This window comes from Paenibacillus sp. 37, assembly GCF_008386395.1.
GTDB lineage: Bacteria > Bacillota > Bacilli > Paenibacillales > Paenibacillaceae > Paenibacillus > Paenibacillus amylolyticus_B.
This window is the reverse complement of sequence record NZ_CP043761.1, coordinates 3,281,635-3,302,084: the sequence shown is the minus strand read 5'-3', so window position 1 is coordinate 3,302,084 and position 20,450 is coordinate 3,281,635. Positions and strand designations below refer to the sequence as shown.

17 protein-coding genes are annotated in these 20,450 nt (G+C 43.0%); 1 reads left to right on the top strand and 16 read right to left on the bottom strand.

Annotation, left to right across the window (positions count from 1 at the left end; translation table 11 throughout):
- Positions 1-10: 10 nt before the first annotated feature.
- The 16 genes from F0220_RS14220 to F0220_RS14145 form a co-directional block, all read right to left on the bottom strand.
- A complete protein-coding gene (locus F0220_RS14220; RefSeq protein ID WP_091016499.1) occupies positions 11-1,090 on the bottom strand; it encodes a threonine aldolase family protein in 1,080 nt (359 codons plus the stop codon).
- Positions 1,087-1,509 carry a MarR family winged helix-turn-helix transcriptional regulator gene (locus F0220_RS14215; RefSeq protein WP_091016501.1) on the bottom strand — a complete coding sequence of 141 codons (423 nt, stop codon included), beginning with the start codon at positions 1,507-1,509 and terminating at the stop codon, positions 1,087-1,089. The genes F0220_RS14220 and F0220_RS14215 overlap by 4 nt, the downstream gene beginning before the upstream one ends.
- A 459-nt stretch (positions 1,510-1,968) precedes the next feature.
- The gene (locus tag F0220_RS14210; RefSeq protein ID WP_091016502.1) at positions 1,969-3,687 is read right to left on the bottom strand and encodes an ABC transporter ATP-binding protein; all 1,719 of its coding nucleotides are present in this window, start codon (positions 3,685-3,687) and stop codon (positions 1,969-1,971) included.
- A gap of 2 nt (positions 3,688-3,689) precedes the next feature.
- The gene (locus F0220_RS14205; protein ID WP_149846609.1) at positions 3,690-4,064 is read right to left on the bottom strand and encodes a hypothetical protein; all 375 of its coding nucleotides are present in this window, start codon (positions 4,062-4,064) and stop codon (positions 3,690-3,692) included.
- Between the two features lie 178 nt (positions 4,065-4,242).
- Positions 4,243-5,184 (bottom strand): alpha/beta hydrolase, encoded by a 942-nt coding sequence (locus F0220_RS14200; RefSeq protein WP_149846608.1) that lies wholly within the window; start codon positions 5,182-5,184, stop codon positions 4,243-4,245.
- A 57-nt stretch (positions 5,185-5,241) separates the two neighbouring features.
- A complete protein-coding gene (locus F0220_RS14195; protein ID WP_149846914.1) occupies positions 5,242-7,371 on the bottom strand; it encodes a serine hydrolase domain-containing protein in 2,130 nt (709 codons plus the stop codon).
- Between the two features lie 194 nt (positions 7,372-7,565).
- Positions 7,566-8,927, bottom strand: coding sequence for a sensor histidine kinase (locus F0220_RS14190; protein WP_149846607.1), 1,362 nt, complete (start codon positions 8,925-8,927; stop codon positions 7,566-7,568).
- Positions 8,924-9,598: a response regulator transcription factor gene (locus F0220_RS14185; RefSeq protein ID WP_149846606.1), complete on the bottom strand. Its 675-nt coding sequence runs from the start codon at positions 9,596-9,598 to the stop codon at positions 8,924-8,926. Before F0220_RS14185 ends, F0220_RS14190 begins: the two co-directional genes overlap by 4 nt.
- Positions 9,599-9,824: 226 nt before the next feature.
- Positions 9,825-11,912, bottom strand: a complete 2,088-nt coding sequence (locus F0220_RS14180; protein ID WP_149846605.1) for a serine hydrolase domain-containing protein — start codon at positions 11,910-11,912, stop codon at positions 9,825-9,827.
- Between the two features lie 36 nt (positions 11,913-11,948).
- Positions 11,949-13,403 (bottom strand): alpha/beta hydrolase family protein, encoded by a 1,455-nt coding sequence (locus F0220_RS14175; protein WP_149846604.1) that lies wholly within the window; start codon positions 13,401-13,403, stop codon positions 11,949-11,951.
- A 128-nt stretch (positions 13,404-13,531) separates the two neighbouring features.
- Positions 13,532-14,515: an alpha/beta hydrolase gene (locus F0220_RS14170; protein ID WP_149846603.1), complete on the bottom strand. Its 984-nt coding sequence runs from the start codon at positions 14,513-14,515 to the stop codon at positions 13,532-13,534.
- 126 nt (positions 14,516-14,641) lie between these two features.
- Positions 14,642-15,628 (bottom strand): alpha/beta hydrolase, encoded by a 987-nt coding sequence (locus F0220_RS14165; protein ID WP_149846602.1) that lies wholly within the window; start codon positions 15,626-15,628, stop codon positions 14,642-14,644.
- 218 nt (positions 15,629-15,846) lie between these two features.
- On the bottom strand, positions 15,847-17,217 hold the full coding sequence (locus F0220_RS14160; protein WP_149846601.1) for a sensor histidine kinase: 1,371 nt from the start codon (positions 17,215-17,217) through the stop codon (positions 15,847-15,849).
- Positions 17,214-17,888: a response regulator transcription factor gene (locus tag F0220_RS14155; protein WP_017688634.1), complete on the bottom strand. Its 675-nt coding sequence runs from the start codon at positions 17,886-17,888 to the stop codon at positions 17,214-17,216. Before F0220_RS14155 ends, F0220_RS14160 begins: the two co-directional genes overlap by 4 nt.
- 27 nt (positions 17,889-17,915) lie before the next feature.
- Positions 17,916-18,077 (bottom strand): hypothetical protein, encoded by a 162-nt coding sequence (locus F0220_RS32880; protein ID WP_223199943.1) that lies wholly within the window; start codon positions 18,075-18,077, stop codon positions 17,916-17,918.
- 45 nt (positions 18,078-18,122) lie between these two features.
- Positions 18,123-18,728, bottom strand: a complete 606-nt coding sequence (locus tag F0220_RS14145; protein WP_105598614.1) for a TetR/AcrR family transcriptional regulator — start codon at positions 18,726-18,728, stop codon at positions 18,123-18,125.
- Between the two features lie 282 nt (positions 18,729-19,010).
- Here F0220_RS14145 and F0220_RS14140 point away from each other — a divergent pair, with 282 nt between their 5' ends.
- Positions 19,011-20,450 carry a DHA2 family efflux MFS transporter permease subunit gene (locus F0220_RS14140; RefSeq protein ID WP_149846913.1) on the top strand — a complete coding sequence of 480 codons (1,440 nt, stop codon included), beginning with the start codon at positions 19,011-19,013 and terminating at the stop codon, positions 20,448-20,450.

The window sequence follows — 20,450 nt, the reverse complement described above, 5'->3', positions numbered from 1 at the left end:
TTGAACAAGATTAGACCAATACTTCGACCCGTTCTGGCACGTGGATCTCTTCGTGCAATAATTGAGTAATTTCACGAGTCAGTGCATCCACATTCTCTTGACGAGTTGCCCAGCTGGTACAGAACCGCACCGCACTGTGTGTATCGTCAACCTTTTCCCAGAAGGTGAACGTATAACCGCTGCGTAATTTCTCAAGCAAACAATCAGGTAGAATCGGAAACTGCTGGTTAGTTGGTGAATCGTACAGGAAACGTACTCCCTGCTGTTCGAGTGAATCATGAATTCTCAAGGCCATATCTACGGCATGACGAGAAATATCGAGGTACAGACCATCTTCGAACAACGTTTCAAATTGGATTCCCAGCAATCTGCCTTTGGCAAGCAGGCCACCTTTTTGTTTGATCATATAACGAAAATCTGGTTTGAGCGCATCATTCAGGATGACAACCGCCTCTCCCATCAATGCGCCAATCTTGGTTCCCCCGATGTAAAATACATCGCACAAGCGCGCAAGATCAGCAAGTGTCATATCGCAATCTCGGGAGGCAAGTGCATATCCAAGGCGTGCTCCATCCACGAAAAATGGAAGACCACACGCTCTGCTGACTGCGTGCAAAGCTTGCAATTCTGCCTTGCTGTACATCGTTCCGTTCTCCGTTGGCTGAGATATGTAGACCATACCTGGCTGCACACAGTGTTCCGGCGACGACTCATTCATGTGCGCATCGTAGACTGCTCTAACCTGCTCAGGCGTGATCTTTCCGTCCTCACTTGGTACTGTGAGTACCTTATGACCCGTTGCTTCAATAGCCCCCGTCTCATGAACAGCAATATGTCCTGAACTCGCTGCAATCACACCTTGATAAGGACGCAAAATAGAGGCAATCACCGTTGTATTTGTCTGTGTACCGCCAACCAAAAAATGAACATCAGCCTGCTCGTTGTCACAAGCCTGACGAATAAGCATTCTCGCCCGTTCGCAATGCTCATCCGTACCATAACCGCTTGTCTGTTCCATGTTAGTTTCCATCAGTTTTTGTAAAATGCGATCATGCGCACCTTCGTTATAGTCACATTCAAATCGTATCATCGTGTTGTCTCTCCTGCCTTCTTGTTCAACTTCTCTTGTATGTTCATCATGGAGGTGTATACCTCTTGAATCTCTTCTTCATTGAGGTCTTGCATTAATTTCAGAATCTGTTGATCGGATCGATCATTCAATTGGGCATACAGTTCCTCACCCTTGGCTGTCAGACGAATCAGACTGACCCGGCTGTCGGCCGCAGAATTCACTTTCACCAGCAGACCTTCCTTGGACAGCTTGTTTACAATGCGGCTCATGTAACTGCGATCAATGGTCAGTGTATCCACCAGATTGTTCGCAATGCTCTCTCCCCGAATTCCAATCTCAATAATGACCCGTACTTCAGCAAAGGAATACCCTGTTCCGAGAATATGCTTGTCGAGTACACCAAGTATGTTGGTATAAAAACGGTTAAAACGTCGCATGTCAGCCAGAATATCTGGATTTATGTACTGAGAGTCGATGTCAAACCCTCCTTTTTAGTGGACATTGTCAACATTATAATAATCAGGTTAGTGGACGTTGTCAACATTATATTTTGTATAGCATTTATAACTTCATTAGTTAACCCAAAAGAAAAAGCCGCGCATATGCGCGGCAAGGTTTAATTGATTTAGTTACTTTATCCAGATACTTAGTCACCTACTTAAGTTTCTATATAAATTGAACTGAACATTTACACAAAACGAAGAGGACAGAAAGAACCTGAAGAAGCGGAGCTAAAAGCTTTCTGTGGAAAGCTACTTCGTAAGCATAAACTCGCCTTTATCCCCGGATTTCCCCTTTATATAAGGAATAAAAAAATCTGGGGATAACAGCGATCGGAAGGTTGTTCTGTCATCGGAGTACCCAGTGTAAATATTTTTTTGTTCATTTTATATGGATTAAGAGTGGCTGTATTGCACCTGATGAAGACGGCTATATATGCCTCCAGCGGCGACCAATTCCTCATGGTTACCCTGTTCAGCGATACCATCTGTGTTCACCACGATAATTCGATCCGCATTCTTGATCGTTGTCAATCGGTGTGCAATCACAAGTGTTGTTCTACCCACCGACAATTCAGCGAGTGATTGCTGAATAAGTGCTTCCGTTTCCGTATCCAGCGCGGAGGTTGCCTCATCCAGAATAAGAATGGGTGGATTTTTCAAGAACATACGCGCAATGGATAACCGTTGCTTCTGTCCTCCGGATAGCTTGACTCCACGCTCACCAATGACCGTATCCATACCGTCCGGCAACGTAAGAATCAATTCCTCCAATGAGGCACGGCGAGCGGCATCCCAGATCTGTTCGTCCGTTGCACTCAGGTCACCATAAGCAATATTCTCCTTAATGGTACCCGAGAACAAAAATACATCCTGTTGAACGATCCCGATATGCTTACGCAACGATTGAAGCTTAACATCCCGAATGTCCACACCATCTACAGTGATCCGTCCCTCTTCTACCTCATAGAATCGCGGAAGCAGGCTGCAGATCGTTGTCTTACCTGCGCCTGACGGGCCAACAAAAGCGACGGTTTCCCCTGGTCGAACAGTCAGACTGATATCATTTAAAATACGCCGACTGGATTCATATCCAAACGAGACGTTCTCAAAACGAATATCACCCTTCACACTTTCGAATTCCACGGCGTTTTTGTTATCAGCAATTTCAGGTTCTGTATCAATGATCTCCAGATAACGCTTGAAACCAGCGATGCCCTTCGGATAACTTTCGATGACTGCGTTAATCTTCTCGATAGGACGGAAGAAGATATTCGACAGCAGCAGGAAGGCCATAAAATCACCCATATTAATTCTGCCGTCAATATAAAACCAAGCCCCGCTGATCATGACAAATACCGTAACCAGTCGCATCATCATATAACTGACCGAGATACTTTTTGCCATCGTTTTGTAGGCAAGCAGCTTGGTTTTACGGAAATTCTGATTATCTACAGCAAAAAGCTCTTTCTCGTGTTCTTCGTTGGCGAACGATTGCACAACACGCATGCCACCGACATTGTCTTCAATGCGCGCATTGAAATTGCCGACGTCTCCGAAGAGTCTTCGATACGTCTTCGTCATACGGCCTCCAAATACGATAATGACCCAAGCCATAATTGGGATAATGATAAAGGTAAGCAGCGCAAGCTCAAGATTAATGTTAGCCATCAGCCAGAATGATCCGATTAATGTCATCACTGCAATGAACACATCTTCAGGTCCATGGTGAGCAACCTCGCCGATATCGTTCAGATCATTCGTGAGATGACCAATTAAATGACCCGTTTTGCGATTATCGAAGAACCGGAAAGACAACTTCTGCAAGTGAGCGAACATCTTCTCACGCATGTTGGTCTCAATGTTAATGCCCAGCATATGTCCCCAGTATGTAACGACATAGTTCAATACCGTATTAAGTGCATAGATGGATAACAGCACAATACAGGCAAGCAAAATAAGAGGCCAATCCTGACCAGGCAACAACTCATTAATGAATTTGCTGACGGCAAGGGGGAAAGCCAACTCCAGAAGACCTGCGAGTACAGCACATCCAAAATCAATCAAAAACAGTTTTTTATAAGGACGATAATACGAAAAAAAACGACGAATCATACTTATTCACTCTCACTCTCCAGGTTCTTATTGGGAATTACATCTTCATTTTGCAGTTCGAATAGATGGACATACTCATCGATGACCTGATCAATGGCTTTCAACTCCCCACTGATTATCGGGCGAATATGTTCGTACTCCTCCTGACCAAGTTGTCTGGCGAGCGTTGTTCTTCGATTCTGCATCTGTTCCAGAAATACAAGAATCCGGCCGCGACGGAATGTTTGCGCACCATGGCCCCGTTTTCCCTGTTGTTCACCATGTCCTCTGCCACGTCTGGAGCGCTCTCCACGTTGCTCACTGTCACTCACATCACGTCTCGGACGTTCGCCTTGACGTACACTTCCATCCGATTCTTCGATCTGTCGATCTCTCATCCTGCCACCTCCATTGCGTGTATACATATGTATACAGCGCATTCATGTATACGATTGTATACGTGGTGATAAAGAGTGTCAACCTTAATTTTCCAATAAAGTAACTACGCATGGATGCTCATCAACTCTTTCAATAGAAAAAAAGCCGCGATTTCGCGGCTTCTTTTGTTGACACACTCTACTCTATTTCACTCATAAACTTCCTATATTCTCGAACCATTTCTTTGGAGCGGGTGTGATGCAAATAATGATCTCCCTCGAAAGTCATTACTTTTCCATGCACTGAATCTTTGACTTGCTCTTCATGCAAGGGTATCCATCCTTCCGTTTCCGTATCATTCGCTTGTAAGAAGAAAATCAACGGAAGATCTTTGGGGAAAGACAGGTTCTCAGTTGCTTTGAAATTAGGAGCGAAATTTTTGCCTTCATTCAGGTTGTTCGGATTAAACGTATTTTTGAGTGAGAGTATTCTAATTTGCTCTCTGGTTTCATCATCAACATCGGGTGCAATCAGTTGATCAGGGGCCAATTTCATTAACAAACGGTAGAATCCTGATTTTTTAAGCAGTTTGTACGTTCCGGTTGGGAATGGATCATCGTTACCTCCCTGCGTTGGGACACTGCTCTCGATGCCGACAAAGGAAGTTACTTCGTTTGTATATTTGTTCACATAATCCAGTCCGTATATCCCTGAAATGGAGTGAGCCATGAGCGTGTAACGTTGAATACCAAGTTGCTGTAACGCTTCATGAATTTCACTAACCATATTTTCCGTAGTACGCTCTTTTTCAGTAATGTCACTTAATCCATAACCGAAAGGTTCAATGACAACGACTTTGTAAAATGGAGATAGCTCATCGATGAGCGGTTTGAAATCAAGGGCTGGGGCGGGTGTTCCATACCCAGGAAGCAATACCACCGTTTCTTTGCCTTTTCCTTGAATCAACACATTCATGTTTTTGCCATCAACCGCTACAAACTGGCCATAAGGTTTTATCTTCCCTTCCTCCGATTTGTTGCTAACCGCATTAACAATAAAGACAGTCGCAATAAATAATGCAAAAGCGATAACGATCGCACCGAATATTTTGAGCAAAATGATTAATATTTTTTTCATCATGATGGTTCTCTCCTGTTGAGTTAGATTGTTGTCGAACTGTTTGAAACTCCATTCATCTTACTTTTTTAATGAAATTTCAAATAGAGAACCAGCCTCACCAGCAAATACAATACGGCCGTTTTCGGGTAAAACAACAACATTCTTACCGCTAACCACGCTGTGATTAATACAAATTCCGTTCTGATCATAGATAGCAAAGGCTCCTTTTGCAGGTAACTTCACTGTCATGACTTTTCCTTTCGCAGTAGCGGGTACCGAAAACCATTTGGCATATCCATCTGCTTGAATGGTTGTTGCGGATTGTTTACCGGAATAGATTGGTTTTACCAATCCCTCACTGGCGAATACATAACCTGAAAATGTAAGATACTCTCCTCCGTTCTTCTTGGAGAAATGAATGTCCATCGGTTCTCGTCCGGCACTACCCGGAATCTGCAATAGATTGGCTGCTTCGCCTGCTCCAATAATTTTATTATTGGACATATACCCTGGATTCTCTTTATTCAATTGAATAGGCAGGATCGATGTAGCATTAAGATAGAGCATGGATGTGTATTTCGCATTCACCAGATAATATTTTTTACCATCACGCTTTGACCATGCAGCGTTAATCTCCTTGGGTAATGTATTGGCTTTGAGCTTCTCCGCATTATATTCTGAGAGAGCCACCTGTCCGAGTCCTGGAACGGAGATATAAGATCGAGACCACAGGTAGGTATTCCCATTTTTCTCCACAACGAATTTCAACTTTTCTGTACCATCATCACTCACAAAAGTACCATCTGATGTATAGGTGTATTCTTGAACCGGATTACTTGGAGCCGAGAGAGAGGAGAGCGTCATTTGTCCTGCCTTATTTATTTTGATCTTCGTAACTGAATTATTGCCACCATAATTCCCTGCAAACTTGGAGATTTCTTTAGGCATATCTGCCTTCACAGGTACACCAAATGATTTTTCCGGTTTCCGTTCTTTAATAATGCCCTTTTCTTCAAGTGCGCTAAGTAATAACTCACTCGCAATGAATTGATTGGTTATGCTTGCTCCGCCTGAAGAGATCACGGCTGCAGCCATGTTGTATTCCGGAAGTACGACGAGTGAAGAATGATAAGATAACGTATCTCCACCTTTCGTAACAGCCTTGATGCCGTAGTCACTGAATGGGAACAAGTCCACACTATCCCACCCTAATCCGTAAGACATAGAAGAATCACTATCCTCTGGCCACATGCCTCTTCTGTATTCTTTTTGCTCCATGGCTTCTACCGACTTGTTGGAAAGAATCCCTTTGACCTCTCCTGTGAAAATTTGCGAAAATTTCACCAGATCCTTAGCGGTGGAATATAAGCCTCCTGAAGCTATGATATTATAATTCTCGCGTGGAAGCTGCCCCTTATACACAGGAGAGTAGATTCCCGCCATTTCTCCCGTATTAACTATATCCTGTGGTGTTTTGGTATGATTCATTTTCAGAGGCTCTGTAAAATTTTTGTGTATAAATGCCGTAAAGCTCATACCAGTGACTCTCTCAACCAGAATTTCAGCTAATGTAAATCCATCGTTAGAGTACACCGAATACGCACCTGGCATTGCCATCAGATTCTGGGTCGCCAATTGATCCAAAAAGGTATCATGTGCATAGGTATCATTGTCCCCATAAAGTATAGCACTACCGACAGAGGTTCCGAAAAGCCCGGCCGAATGATTCAGCAACATACGGGGTGTAATCTGTTTGTATCGTTTATCTTTCATTGTAAAATCAGGCATATAGTTCACAACAGGCACATCCAAATCGATCTTGCCTTCATCAACCAGCTTCATTACAGCGGCTGTAAGCATCATTTTACTGGTTGAACCAATGCCATAGATTGTGTTCGAAGTAAGAGGTACCTTGTCGTTTAGATCGTTCTTGCCCGTTTGACCGGACACCGTAATCTCTCCACCATCAATGAGCGCATATTGCAGACTCGTCGTACCGTACGTTTCAGTCAGCAACTTAGCTTTTTCGATTACGGTTTTCTTTGTTGTCTCATACGTAAGGTTAATGCTGTTATTCATGGCAGCCGGTGCGGCCATTGCAGACATTGGGGCAAGTATCGTCAGCATGAGAGTCACAGCAGCTATAGTATTTCTCTTTCTTGCTCTCCTCACACTCATCTTCAGTTTTGTTACCTCTCTTGGTTTCATTCTTGCATCTACTCCTGTCTTCATCATTGTGTTAAGCCACCATAACGTGGGCGCTAAAGACAATATAACAAACCAAGATGTCCCCCTAATGACTGCAACATGAACGGAGGATGAACAGGCAAAAAAAGTTTGCATCATCATACGCAAGGAGGTTTATACAGGGTGTCATAGCCTAGTGAAGGCATGAAATCCAATCACTCTGTGGGTGTTGTGATTGGCAAGATGACTATGAAGGTCGTTCCTCGTCCATATTCGCTCTCCACCCGGATGTCCCCTTGATGAAGCGAGACGATCTGCTTTACAATAGCTAGTCCCATACCGCTTCCTTCATATTTCTGACTGTGGGAACGATCAGCTTTAAAGAATCGGTCAAATATACGCTTTTGGTCTTCCGGGAGAATACCAATACCCGAATCCGATATGCGGATCGCCACGTTCTTGATATTCTGTTTGATCGTGACGTTAATTCGGGCACCATCTTCGGAAAATTTGATGGCATTGCCGAAGATATTGATCCACACCTGATTTAACTGGTCATAATCGGCCGTGATTTGGGTGGGCTGCAAATCAAGATCGATCTGAATGTTACGGGCCGACCATTGGGGTTGAATAGCAACAATTACTCGTCTGATCTGTTCATCCAGACTGAGCGTGGCGAGCCGCATTTGCAATGATTGAGATTCAAGCAAACTCAGCTTTAGCAGACTATCACTTATTTTGGACATTCGTGCAGTTTCAGTGATGATAATGTCGAGATAATCGCTTCTTTCGTCATCCGGGAGGTCTACCTGCTTGAGCGCTATAGCAAAACCGGAAATGGAAGTAAGCGGAGACTGAACTTCATGGGACACGTTTGCTACGAATTCCCTGCGCATCTGCTCAAGCTGCTTTAAATCGTGCATCATCTCTTCAAAGCTGCGAGCCAAAGTACCTATCTCACCCTTTTGTTTAATATTAAGCTTAACGTTGAAATCTCCAGCAGCTATAAGCCGGGTCGCTTCTGTCAATTTTTTGATCGGTCTTACCAGAAAAATAGCCGCAATTAGTATCAATAGGCTTCCTGCTAACAAGGAACAAATCAAAAAGGTTACAACAAACTTGATAAGAAATGAGGTGGAAGAGGAAGTGAGGGGCTCTACAAACATGGCTATGCTTCCTATTTCAGTTTTTGTCGGCAATCCCAAGAAGATCGTATCGATTCCATTAACTTGGACCCTTTCCCCATCCAGCACTTTCTTTACTTGTTCTGTAGTTACTAGGAAAGGATGTTGTCCTTTAAGTTCTCCATAGGATTGAAACTGACCCGTAGCTTTATAGATTCGAATGTGGTAAGAGTTAAGTTGTTTCATTTCACTTATAAACATTTCTGCTTCGCGTAGAGGCAATGTCTCGTAGATGCGGACGATATCCTGGCCAAAGTCAAGCAAGGAGCCTTGTAAGTTTTCGTTTAATTTATCTTGAAATATCCAGGTTGTAGCAAGAAAAGAAAGGATTGTGCCCCCGATCACGGAGACCAGAAAGGTCAGGACTACACGTGTATAGAGGGAGCCGGTCACTCCTGCACCTCTAGCCGGTAACCAAGTCCCCGCACCGTTTCGATACGAAAATCGGAGATATCGGCAAAACGTTCGCGTAGACGTTTAATATGCACGTCTATCGTTCGATCATCACCAGTATAATTAATTCCCCAAACTTGATCGATTAATTGCTCCCGCGTATAGACTTGTCCCGGTAATCCAGCAAGTTTATACAATAATTCGAACTCTTTAAGCGGCAAGGTGAACGACTCTGTACCGCTCTGGACCTTATAAGTCTGCCGGTTCAGAATAACGTTTCCTAATTGGATGGTCTGCGTTAAACCTATACGGTATCGTTTCAACAGTGCCTTCACGCGAGCCATTAACTCAAGCGGATCGAATGGCTTCGTCATATAGTCATCTGTCCCTAGCTGAAATGCTTGTACTTTCTCCCAGGTCTCGTTTCTTGCCGTCAACATGAGTAACGGAAGATCCGGATTGGCTCTTCGAAGTTCCTCGCATAATGCCCAACCGTCCATGACTGGCATCATAATATCAAGAATAACCAAATCGACTGGCGTGGAGGTATAGATAGCCAGGGCTTCCTTTCCGTCTACGGCGTTGATGGTTGTAAATCCGTCGTTGCGCAAAAATAAACAGACGAGTTTGCGAATGTTCGCATCGTCGTCAGCAACTAATATCGTAGGCATCGTTTCCACTCTCCTAAAAAAGAATAATTCTTCAAGAGCAAGAGCGAAGAATTCTAAATCATGCTTACCTCATTGGTTGAAATCACTCTGTTCTACTATAAATACATCTTCTTCTTTGCATAATCCCATTAACAAGTCCCGCTGCTCCCATATAACAAAGGCAGCCGATTACTTTGATCGGCTGCCTTCTTAGTTTCATTAAACATGCTACCTTTTTAGAATTCATCTATTTTAATGAAATTTCAAATGTGGAATCCACGTCACCTGCAAATACAATGCGGCCGTTTTCTGGTAAAACAACCTCATTCTTACCGCTGACTACGGTGTGATTAATACAAACACCCTTCTGATCATATACAGCAAAGGCGCCAGTTGCAGGCATTTTAACCGTCATGACTTTTCCTTTCACCGTTGCTGGTATCGAATACCATCTGGCATATCCATCTGCTTGAATCGTTACTAGAGATTGTTTACCCGAATAGAGTGGTTGTACCATTTTCTCACTGGCGTATATGCTACCAACGGCTGTAATGTACTCTACTCCGTTCTTTTCAGCAAAATAAATCTCCTTTGTATCACGTCCAGCCAGGCCAGGGATTTGCAGCTCCGTGACTGCTTCGTTTGCTCCAATAATCTTAATATTGGATATATATCCCGGGGTCTCTTTGTCCAAATGAATCGGGAGAATTGGTGTCGAATTGAGATAAACCGTTGATGTATATTTCTCATTCACCAGGTAATATTTCTTACCTTCACGCTGCTCCCATGAGGCCGTAATATCCTGGGATAATTCATTGGCTCCCAGTTTCTCCATTTTATATTCGGAGAAAGCCAATTGTCCAAGTCCTGGTAAGGATATATAAGATCGATACCACAGATAAGTCCTTCCATTCTTCTCCTTAACAAATTTCAACTTTTCCGTGCCCTCATCGTTAACAAAAGTACCATCCGCTGCATAGGTGTATTTTTGAGCCGAATCACTTGGAGCTGCGGGTGTGGATACAGTCATTTGTCCAGCAGTATTCATTTCGATCTTCTTAACCGAATTATTGCCTCCATATATACCTGCATTCGTGGCTATTTCTTTAGGTATATCTGCCTTCACAGGCACACCAAACGATTTTTCCGGCTTCCGTTCTGTAATAATCCCCTTTTCCTCAAGTGCGCTGAGTAATAATTCACTCGCAATGAACTGATCTTTGGCACTTGTCCCACCTGATGAGGTAACGGCTGCAGCCAGATTGTATTCCGGCAGTACGACTAATGATGAATGATATGATATGGTATCTCCACCTTTTGTTACTGCCTTGATACCATATTCACTGAATGGGTACAGATTTACACTATCCCACCCTAAACCATAAGATATAGACGTATCCCCATCCTCTGGCCACATGCCTTTTTTGTACTCTTCTTGCGCTATGGCTTCTACAGACTTATCGGTAAGAATGCCTTGGACCTCTCCCGTGAAGATTTGTGAAAACTTCGCAAGATCTTCAGCGGTAGAATATATGCCGCCAGTAGCGATAACATTATAATTCTCTTGTGGAAGCTGACCCTCATACATAGGAGAATAGATTCCCGCCATTGCTGCCGTGTCAACCACATCCTGTGGTGTTTTGGTATGTTTCATGTCCAAAGGTTCCGTAATATATTGGTGTATAAAAGCTGTAAAACTCATGCCGCTAACACGTTCAACCATAATCTCGGATAACGTAAACCCATCGTTACTATACACCGAGAACGCTCCGGGATCTGCCTTCAGGTTTTGACTCGCCAATTGCTCTAGAAACGTATCATGTGAGTACGTATCATTATCCCCGTACAATGTGGCATTGCTGCCCGTGCTGCCTAGCAGACCGGAAGAATGATTCAACAGCATGCGTGGTGTGATTTGTTTGTAGCGATGATCTTTCATCTGAAAATCAGGTATATAGTTCACAACAGGCAGATCCAAATCCACCTTGCCTTCGTCAACTAACTTCATTACAGAAGCTGTGAGGAACATTTTACTCGTTGATCCTATGCCATAGATCGTATCCGACGTAAGAGGTACCTTGTTGTTTTTATCGTTTTTACCCGTCTGACCGGACACCACAATCTCGCCACCATCGATAAGGGCATATTGCAGGCTTGTAATTCCATGTTTCTCGGTGAGTAACTCGGCTTTCTCCATCACCGTTTTCTTGGTTGCTTCATACGTAAAATCACTGCTACTTGTAGCAGGCGCGGCCATTGCAGACATTGGAGCTAACATCATTAATGCCATAGTGAACATGGCGATTGAAGTGCGTTTTCTCTTTTGTCGTCCCATTCACATCATCTCCTGAATTTTAAGTGTTTTGGTCGTTTAAAGTTCCTTAGGATCTATAAATTTCACTTCTGGATACATGTCGCTCGGTCCCTGAATCAGATTTCCACCCGTTCCTTTCAGCTGCTTGTTAAAGAAATCGAGTACATATTGATTTACGATGTTTGATCCTCTTTTACCATTGATGTCTCCTGTGATCCCGGACAGTTTAACCAGCTCCGAATAGAACTGAAGGTCCGTGAAATTGAAGTGCTGGGTTCCTTCTATATAAATCACATTTCCCCCATGATTGATAACATTTTTCATAATGTGCAGCTCATCTGAAAGAAATTTAGTTACTTCATCATCGGAATTTCTATCCGCTTCAAAATTGGCTAACCAGTCTTCAAAATTTCCCGATCGGATGAACATAAACGGCTTATTTATATCATCTCTATTTTCCACTTCATATAGTGACCCATCCATATTAACCCCGGCCTTGATTCTCTGATCTAAATACGTTGCATTAAACGCAGTTGCACCCCCAAAAGAATGCCCCATCGCGCCGATGTGATCTAGATCGATCTTCCCTTTAAATTGACTTTCGATTGCACCTGAATTCAGCTTTTCGATTTGATCGATTACAAATTCCACGTCTTTCGTCCATATATCCCCTGTTTTTGTACGTTCATCTAGTGTAGTCGTACTTTTTTTATAGTCCGTTACACGGCCATCTGGAAAAAGGGTAGCAAAGGTGCTATACGTATGATCGATGGTGACCACGATAAACCCATGACTGGCCAGATTCTCCGCCTGTGATGCTTGTAGAACTCTACTGGTTCCCATGCCATGAGATAGCAGTACCAAGGGATAAGGACTTGTAGAAGGTAATATTTCTACATTTTCATAAGAGTTGGTTTGACTATATTTCCAGTAGTCGAGCACAAATTCGGGCAGTTTTAAAGAAGCAGAGAAGCTCTGAATATACTTTTTGAACCTCTCTTTATCTTTTGGAAACAGCGTGTCACGCTTGATATTATTCCTATTTTCAGTAGGGTACCAAACTTGAACCATGAGTTCCCTCTTATCACTTTGATCTTCAGTGAAGACTTCATCTCTGTTCTGATCTGTAAAATGAAAGGTTTGAGTACCCACTTTCTCTGGACCATCCGGCTTCGGCAAATTAAAGACAGGTAAGTATGCAGACAAGGCAGTAGAACCAACCAGCAGAATAACGATTAAGGAAGATAAACTATATTTCAAGAACTTCCCTATTTTAAGATTCATCATCTTTTCGGAATGTCTGAATAAAACGATGATTATGAATAGAGCCGTCATGATATATACCAAAAGCAACTGCCATCTGTATCCCTCAACAAACAATTGAACTAATAATATAACGCTACTTCCTATACCCAAACCCAAGCCTACTTTCTTTGCACTTCTTTTTATAAATAGTAGGTCTACGAGTAAAGCGAAACAGGATAGAACTAACAGTATCTCAAATAATCTCATTTGAATTCCTCTCTCTCATCACGGCAACGGCCAAATTTATCGTATTATGGAAAAACAGCCTCTCAGGACGGTTTCTCATATTCGTTCATGCACCTTGTTAAGTTAAAGAGTGTACGTCTACACCATAATTACTTCGCTTCGTTCATAAAAGCTCTAAAGTCTTCAGCAATTTTTTTGAATTGAGTGTGATGTAAATAATGTGAACCATCCATTGTAATCACTTTCCCATGTACCGAATCTTTGATCTGCCCTTCATGCAGCGGTATCCATCCTTCTACACCTTCATTATTCGCTTGTACAAAGAGAAGAAGTGGAAGATCTTTAGGGAAGCTTAAACCTTGTGCACCTTTAAAATTGGAATAAATATGTTCCATCTCGTTTAATGACGTGGGATTATACATGTTTTTATTCGAGATCATTCTCATTTGCTCAACCGTCTGTTCATCGAACGCAAGTCCCTCATAGGGGTCTGCACCCACTTTCATCATTAATCTTAAGAGACCTGTATTTCTGAGGAAAGCGAATGTTTTTAATGGGAACTTTGCATCTGTAATACTTGGTTGGGTGGATACACTGCTATCAATACCGACAAAAGCAGTTACCTCATCCGGATATTTGTTCACATAATCAATGCCGTAAATGCCCGCAATGGAGTGACCCATGAGCATGTAATGCTGAATATCCAGTTGTTGCAGAGCTTCATGAATTTCACTTACGATATTCTCTGTGGTTCTTTCTTTTTCAGTTTCATCACTTAATCCATAACCGAATGGCTCAACAGCAACCACTTTGTAATATGGAGATAATTCATCAATAAGCAACTTGAAATCAAGCACTGGTGTTGCTGTTCCATAACCGGGCAGAAACACAATCGTTTCCTTGCCTTCACCCTGAATGAGCACATTCATATTTTTCCCGTCTACAGATACATGCTGACCGTAAGACTCGATCTTTTTCGCCTCAGAATTACTGCTGATTACATTTGTGATATAAACAATACCCAGAAATAGAACAATGGCAATTAAGATTGCTCCTAGTATTTTAAGTATAATATTTCGTACCTTCTTGGCCCTGGTACTATTCTTGGCTTTCTTTCCTTCTGGTTGTGTCACGCTGATCTTCTCCTGTCTTGAACCGCTTATTGGACTTGCTTCATTGCCGTTAATGAAATCTTATCCAAGGAAGATGTACTCCCCGTGACGTCAATATGAACTGAATATGAACAAGCTAATTAATATTTACCGTTGCGTCATAAACCCCCTGAATTTTTCAGCGATTTCTTTGGCATGGGAACGGTATAGATAATGATTTGCTTCCAGTAGCACCACTTCACCACGCGCAGAGTTCTCTATTAACTTCTCATGTTCGGGAACCCAATTGTCCACTGCAGGATGATTCTTTTGAACAAAGAAAAGAATCGGGAGATCGACTGGGAACGTTAACTGTTCAGCTGCTTTAAAATTGGAATACATGCTTACAATCTCGTTTAATTGAGTTGAATTAAACATGTTCTTTTGTATCAAAATGTTCAATTGTTCTTTGGTTTGTTCATCATACGGGAGCCCAGCATATGGATCATCACTCAATTTCAATTGCAAACGCGGGAAACCCAAGTTACGGTACCATTGAATCGGTACGATTTCTGATGCTTCAACCTTCTGTTCACTAATCGCTGGAACACTGGTGTCCAGCCCAACGTATGCACTTACTTCATCTGCATATTTGTTCACATAATCCAGACTATAGATTCCCGAAATGGAATGACCCATCAAGATATAACGATCAATATGTAGACTCTGTAACGCTTCGTGGATTTCACTGACGATATTTGCCGTACTGCGTTCCCTTTCGGTCTGATCACTTAATCCATAACCAAAAGGTTCAACCACGACGACTTTATAATATGGGGCTAGCTCCGAGATAAGGGGCTTAAAATCAAGTGCAGGTGACGCTGTTCCAAAACCAGGCAGAAGCACAATCGTTTCCTCGCCTTCGCCTTGAATGAACACATTCATATTTTTCCCATCCACGGATACATGTTGACCATAAGGCTCCATTCTTTTTTGCTCCGAATAACTGCTGATTTTATTGACGGTATATACGGTAGCTACAAAAAGTAAAATTGCTAAAATGATTGCGCATAGTACTTTAAACAAAATGCTTAACACTTTTTTGGTTTTGCTTTTACTCTGAACTTCTTTGTCTGTTTGTTGATTCACATTCATCTGCTCCTATCCTCATCTGTATATTAGCCTGGTAGGCTGCTTAAGAAATCCTAATCAAGAAAGATGTACTCCCCATGACCGGAATATGAACGGAGTATGAACAAGCAAAAAAAAATGTCCTATGTAACATACAAGGAAGCTTGCATGTTACATAGGACAAGAACATTCGGTTTAGATAATCCGATGGATATTCTATTCATTGACCCTATCCTGTGAGCCTAACTATCCGTTGGTGGATGTATGGGCAACGTGATCATAAAGGTCGTGCCTTGACCAGGTTCGCTTTCCACTCGGATGTCACCCTGATGAAGGGACACGATCTGTTTAACGATAGCAAGTCCCATGCCACTCCCGTCATATTTGCGGCTGTGGGAACGATCTGCCTTGAAAAAACGGTCGAATATACGCTTCTGATCTTCCAGGGGAATTCCAATGCCCGTGTCGGATATTCGAACAGTCACATTTTTGGAGTCCTCTTCGATACTGACTTTAATCATACCGCCATCCTCGGAAAACTTGATGCTATTTCCGATGATGTTTGTCCATACCTGATTTAACTGATCGTGATCAGCCGTTACCTTCACATTCTCCAAATCAAGCTCGAAATGAATGTTGCGCCCAGACCATTGCGGCTGAAGCGCCACAATGACCCGCCTGATCTGTTCATCAAGGCTTAAGGTGGTGAGCCGTAGTTGCTGTGACTGCGATTCAAGTAAACTCAGCTTGAGCAGGCTATCGCTCATTTTGGACATTCGTTTTGCTTCAGAGATGATAATATCCAAGTAACGGTTTCGTTCTTGCTCTGAGAGATTTACTTGCTTCAGTGCCGAAGCGTAACCGGATATCGAGGTGAGCGGAGATTGAACCTCGTGCGAAACATTGGTAACGAATTCCCTGCGCATCTGCTCCAACTGCTGAAGATCATACATCATTTCTTCAAAGCTGCGGGCCAACGTACCAATCTCCGTCGTTTGTTTAATGTTCAGCTTGACGTTGAAATCTCCAGCTGCAATCCGTTTGGTCGCTTTGGTCAATTTTTTGATCGGTCTAACCAGATATACAGAAGCAACCACAATCAACAAACTTCCTACAATCAAGGAACAGCTTGCAAAAATCAAGCCAAACTGGACCACAAAAGAGGCTGAGGGCGGTGAGAGTGTTTCTAGAAACATCGCTCTTGTACCCGTTTCCGTCTTGATCGGTAGCCCCAAAAGAACGGTAGCAATACCTTTAGGTGTGTCCTGTACAACCCCTCCGTTTAACACCTTCTTGAGTTGATCCGTCGATACGGGGGATGATTTATGTTCGTTAAGCTTCCCATAAGACTGGAAATTGCCCGTTGCATCATAAATTCGAATATGATACGAATCAAGTTGTTTCATTCGACTAACAAATGATTCTGCTTCATCAGCAGGCAGCGTCTTATAAATCTGCACAACGTCCTGGCCAAAGTTGCGTATGTTAATTCGGGCATTTTCGTTCAATTTATCTTCGAATATCCAGGTTGACATAAAAAAAGAAATAACTGTACCAGCGATGACAGAGATCAGAAAGGTGAGCACCACACGAATGTATAATGATCTGATCATTCATAGACCTCAAGTCTGTACCCTAGCCCACGCACCGTTTCAATCCGAAAATCAGGTGTCGTCGCGAATCGTTCGCGCAGGCGCTTAATATGTACGTCTATTGTTCGATCATCTCCCGCGTAATCAATACCCCATATCTGATCGATTAATTGCTCACGTGTATAGACTTGTCCTGGTGTTCCAGCAAGCTTATACAGCAATTCGAACTCCTTAAGTGGTAACGTAAGCGACTCCGTGCCTCTCATCACCTTATACGTCTGACGGTCCAGAATGACGTTGCCAAACTGGATTGTGTGTGTGGAGCCGATTTTGTATCGTTTCAGTAATGCTCGGACACGAGCGGTCAGCTCTAATGGATCAAACGGTTTGGTCAAATAATCATCCGTACCCAGTTCGAATCCTTTCACCTTCTCCCAAGTCTCTCCTCTCGCCGTCAGCATGAGTAACGGGAGGTCGGGATTGGCTCTTCGGAGTTCTTTGCACAGTGCCCAACCATCCATGACAGGCATCATAATATCAAGGACGACCAGATCCACTGGAGTTTCGCCATATATAGTGAGAGCTTCCTTACCATCCGCAGCTTCCACTGTGGTGAATCCATCGTTTTTGAGAAATAGACAGACGAGTTCACGAATGTTTGCATCGTCGTCTGCAACGAGTATAGTAGCCATATGTTTTTTCTGTCCTCTCCGTTACGTTTAAATATATAGTCCAACTTGTATATTAAATAGTAAAACATCTTGCTTATAGTATATCCACAGCAGAGTATCCGTCACATAACCAACGATCCATTTAGGAGTAGAATCCAGTATGATCTCGAACAAAGAAATCTCACCGACGAGTTCTGCACTATATTTCATTACATTATCCCTCCTCTATTAACGTTAGGTGCAATTGTAGCATGATTATATCAGGTCATTATAAGAGTACGAGCGAATCAACGAGAATTGTTTAGCCAGGAAATGAGGGGAATATGGCATATCATTACGCAACCAAGCCACAATGGTACCGATTAGAGCAGACGAACCATACCAGATGGCAATTTCCTTGTGAATGCCGGAATCCTCCAGAACATCTTCCATTTCGGCTCGATCTATCTTGGCTTTGACCAAGGTACTTAACAGTTTCAGGAGTCGTTCTGTGAAAATGGGTGTGCGCTTTGTGGCAAGTACCACCTGATAGAACGAGGCGTTCTCTGCAAAATGCTCCAGTAACTTGACCAGAACAGGCCAAGCCTCTTCCGTCCTTTGCTTCTCAAAATGAGGAGCATATTCAACCACGATCCGTTCAATATGCTCGATCATCTCATCGGCCATCTTCTCCATCATATCCGTAATATCACGATAGTGCAGGTAGAAGGTTACCCGATTGATCGTCGCTCGTTCGGCAATTTTGTTCACTGACAACTTCTCAATATCCATTTCCTGCAGCAATTCAACAAATGCACCTCGAATTAACTGACGCGTTCGCAATATTCTTGGGTCCACGGCTGATTTCTTCTCATTTTTCACGTGTATCCCTCCCATCAAATTTTAAACATTACAATTTAAAACAATCAGTCGTTTATTTTTGATTTACACAACAAATTCATTTTATTTGTAAAATAAACGACGAAAACACGTCATAACGTAAATTGTAATCTGTCCGAATATGTATATAATTCAATAAATACAATGTAAACTATACAACACGTTGTAAATTTAGTCACGCGTGGATTGAAAGGATGAAAAGGATTGAGTCAGGCTAGAATACAAGATGAATTATCCGTAAAGAAAGGTCCCATCCTGTTTATCATGATTTTGGGAGCCTTCCTTGCAACGTTGAATCAAACGATCATGAGTGTCGCTACACCCGAACTGATGGGTGATTTTAACATCTCCGCCGCAACCGCACAATGGTTAACGACAGGTTACATGCTGGTGAACGGGGTGCTTATCCCCATTACGGCCTACTTCATGCAACGCTTTTCAACCAAGCAATTATTCCAAGCTTCCATGTTTATTTTCCTGATTGGTACCATCGTATCCGCTCTTGCAAATAACTTTGGCACATTGCTGACAGGACGTATGATTCAGGCAGCGGGTGCCGGTATTATCATGCCGCTCTTGATGCACGTTATTTTGACCTTGTTTGCCCCTGAAAAACGAGGATCTGCGATGGGTATGGTTGGTTTTGCCATCATTTTTGCCCCTGCAATCGGGCCTACCCTTGCCGGTTATATCCTTGAGAACTACTCTTGGCAAACGATGTTCTACGGCATGATTCCATTAACTCTTATTGTCATTGCTTTTGCGTTTGTATACCTGAAGAATGTATCCGAACGGGTCAACACCAAGTTCGACACAATCAGTGTGGTGCTCTCCACGATCGGATTTGGCGCATTGCTCTATGGTTTCAGCAGAGCAGGAAGTCTGGGATGGTCAAGTACAGAAGTTCTTATCTGTATTGCGGCTGGAATTGTTTCTCTTGCCCTGTTTACATGGCGTCAGCTCGTTTCCGAAACTCCGCTGCTTGATCTGCGGGCTTTCAAATACAACATGTTCTCCCTGACAACGGTCATCAGTATCGCGATTACAATGATCATGTATGCTGACATGATGTTGCTTCCCTTGTATCTCCAGAACGCACGTGGTTACACTGCACTGGAGTCCGGATTATTACTTCTGCCGGGTGCGCTTGTCATGGGCTTCCTGATGCCAGTAGCCGGAAAATTGTTTGACCGATTTGGTGCGAAATGGCTTGCTGTTATCGGGATGGTGATCACCATCGTAACGACAATTGGTTTCATCGACTTAACAGATTCAACCAGTTATGGTTACCTGGTATTAATGTCTACCGGCCGCCGGATTGGTATGGCTTTGCTCATGATGCCGATTCAGACTGCGGGGCTTAACCAACTGCCACCAAGACTTGGTGCACACGGTACAGCTATCTCCAACACCGTCAGACAAGTGGCTGGCGCTGTAGGTACTTCATTGCTCGTAAGTGTCATGACCTCCCGTACAACGGCACACGTACAGGATATGATGGCAACTGGTGCAGCCAATGGTCTCAGTCAAAAACAGCTTGCTACAGAATCCATGATCCAGGGTATAAATGATGCTTATGTCGTTATCATCGGTATCGCTGTTGTGGGATTGGTCCTTTCCTTCTTTATTAAACGTACCAAACAAGCCAAAGAGGAAGAAATCAAACAGGTTGTAAGACAAAAAGTTTCCATGAATTCAAATTAA

Excerpts from the sequence above, each read along its gene's own strand:
- F0220_RS14220 (WP_091016499.1), bottom strand. The coding sequence starts at position 1,090 with ATGATACGATTTGAATGTGACTATAACGAAGGTGCGCATGATCGCATT.
- F0220_RS14215 (WP_091016501.1), bottom strand. The coding sequence starts at position 1,509 with ATGCGACGTTTTAACCGTTTTTATACCAACATACTTGGTGTACTCGAC.
- F0220_RS14210 (WP_091016502.1), bottom strand. The coding sequence starts at position 3,687 with ATGATTCGTCGTTTTTTTTCGTATTATCGTCCTTATAAAAAACTGTTT.
- F0220_RS14205 (WP_149846609.1), bottom strand. The coding sequence starts at position 4,064 with ATGAGAGATCGACAGATCGAAGAATCGGATGGAAGTGTACGTCAAGGC.
- F0220_RS14200 (WP_149846608.1), bottom strand. The coding sequence starts at position 5,184 with ATGATGAAAAAAATATTAATCATTTTGCTCAAAATATTCGGTGCGATC.
- F0220_RS14195 (WP_149846914.1), bottom strand. The coding sequence starts at position 7,371 with ATGAAACCAAGAGAGGTAACAAAACTGAAGATGAGTGTGAGGAGAGCA.
- F0220_RS14185 (WP_149846606.1), bottom strand. The coding sequence starts at position 9,598 with ATGCCTACGATATTAGTTGCTGACGACGATGCGAACATTCGCAAACTC.
- F0220_RS14180 (WP_149846605.1), bottom strand. The coding sequence starts at position 11,912 with ATGGGACGACAAAAGAGAAAACGCACTTCAATCGCCATGTTCACTATG.
- F0220_RS14175 (WP_149846604.1), bottom strand. The coding sequence starts at position 13,403 with ATGAGATTATTTGAGATACTGTTAGTTCTATCCTGTTTCGCTTTACTC.
- F0220_RS14165 (WP_149846602.1), bottom strand. The coding sequence starts at position 15,628 with ATGAATGTGAATCAACAAACAGACAAAGAAGTTCAGAGTAAAAGCAAA.
- F0220_RS14160 (WP_149846601.1), bottom strand. The coding sequence starts at position 17,217 with ATGATCAGATCATTATACATTCGTGTGGTGCTCACCTTTCTGATCTCT.
- F0220_RS14155 (WP_017688634.1), bottom strand. The coding sequence starts at position 17,888 with ATGGCTACTATACTCGTTGCAGACGACGATGCAAACATTCGTGAACTC.
- F0220_RS32880 (WP_223199943.1), bottom strand. The coding sequence starts at position 18,077 with ATGAAATATAGTGCAGAACTCGTCGGTGAGATTTCTTTGTTCGAGATC.
- F0220_RS14140 (WP_149846913.1), top strand. The coding sequence starts at position 19,011 with ATGATTTTGGGAGCCTTCCTTGCAACGTTGAATCAAACGATCATGAGT.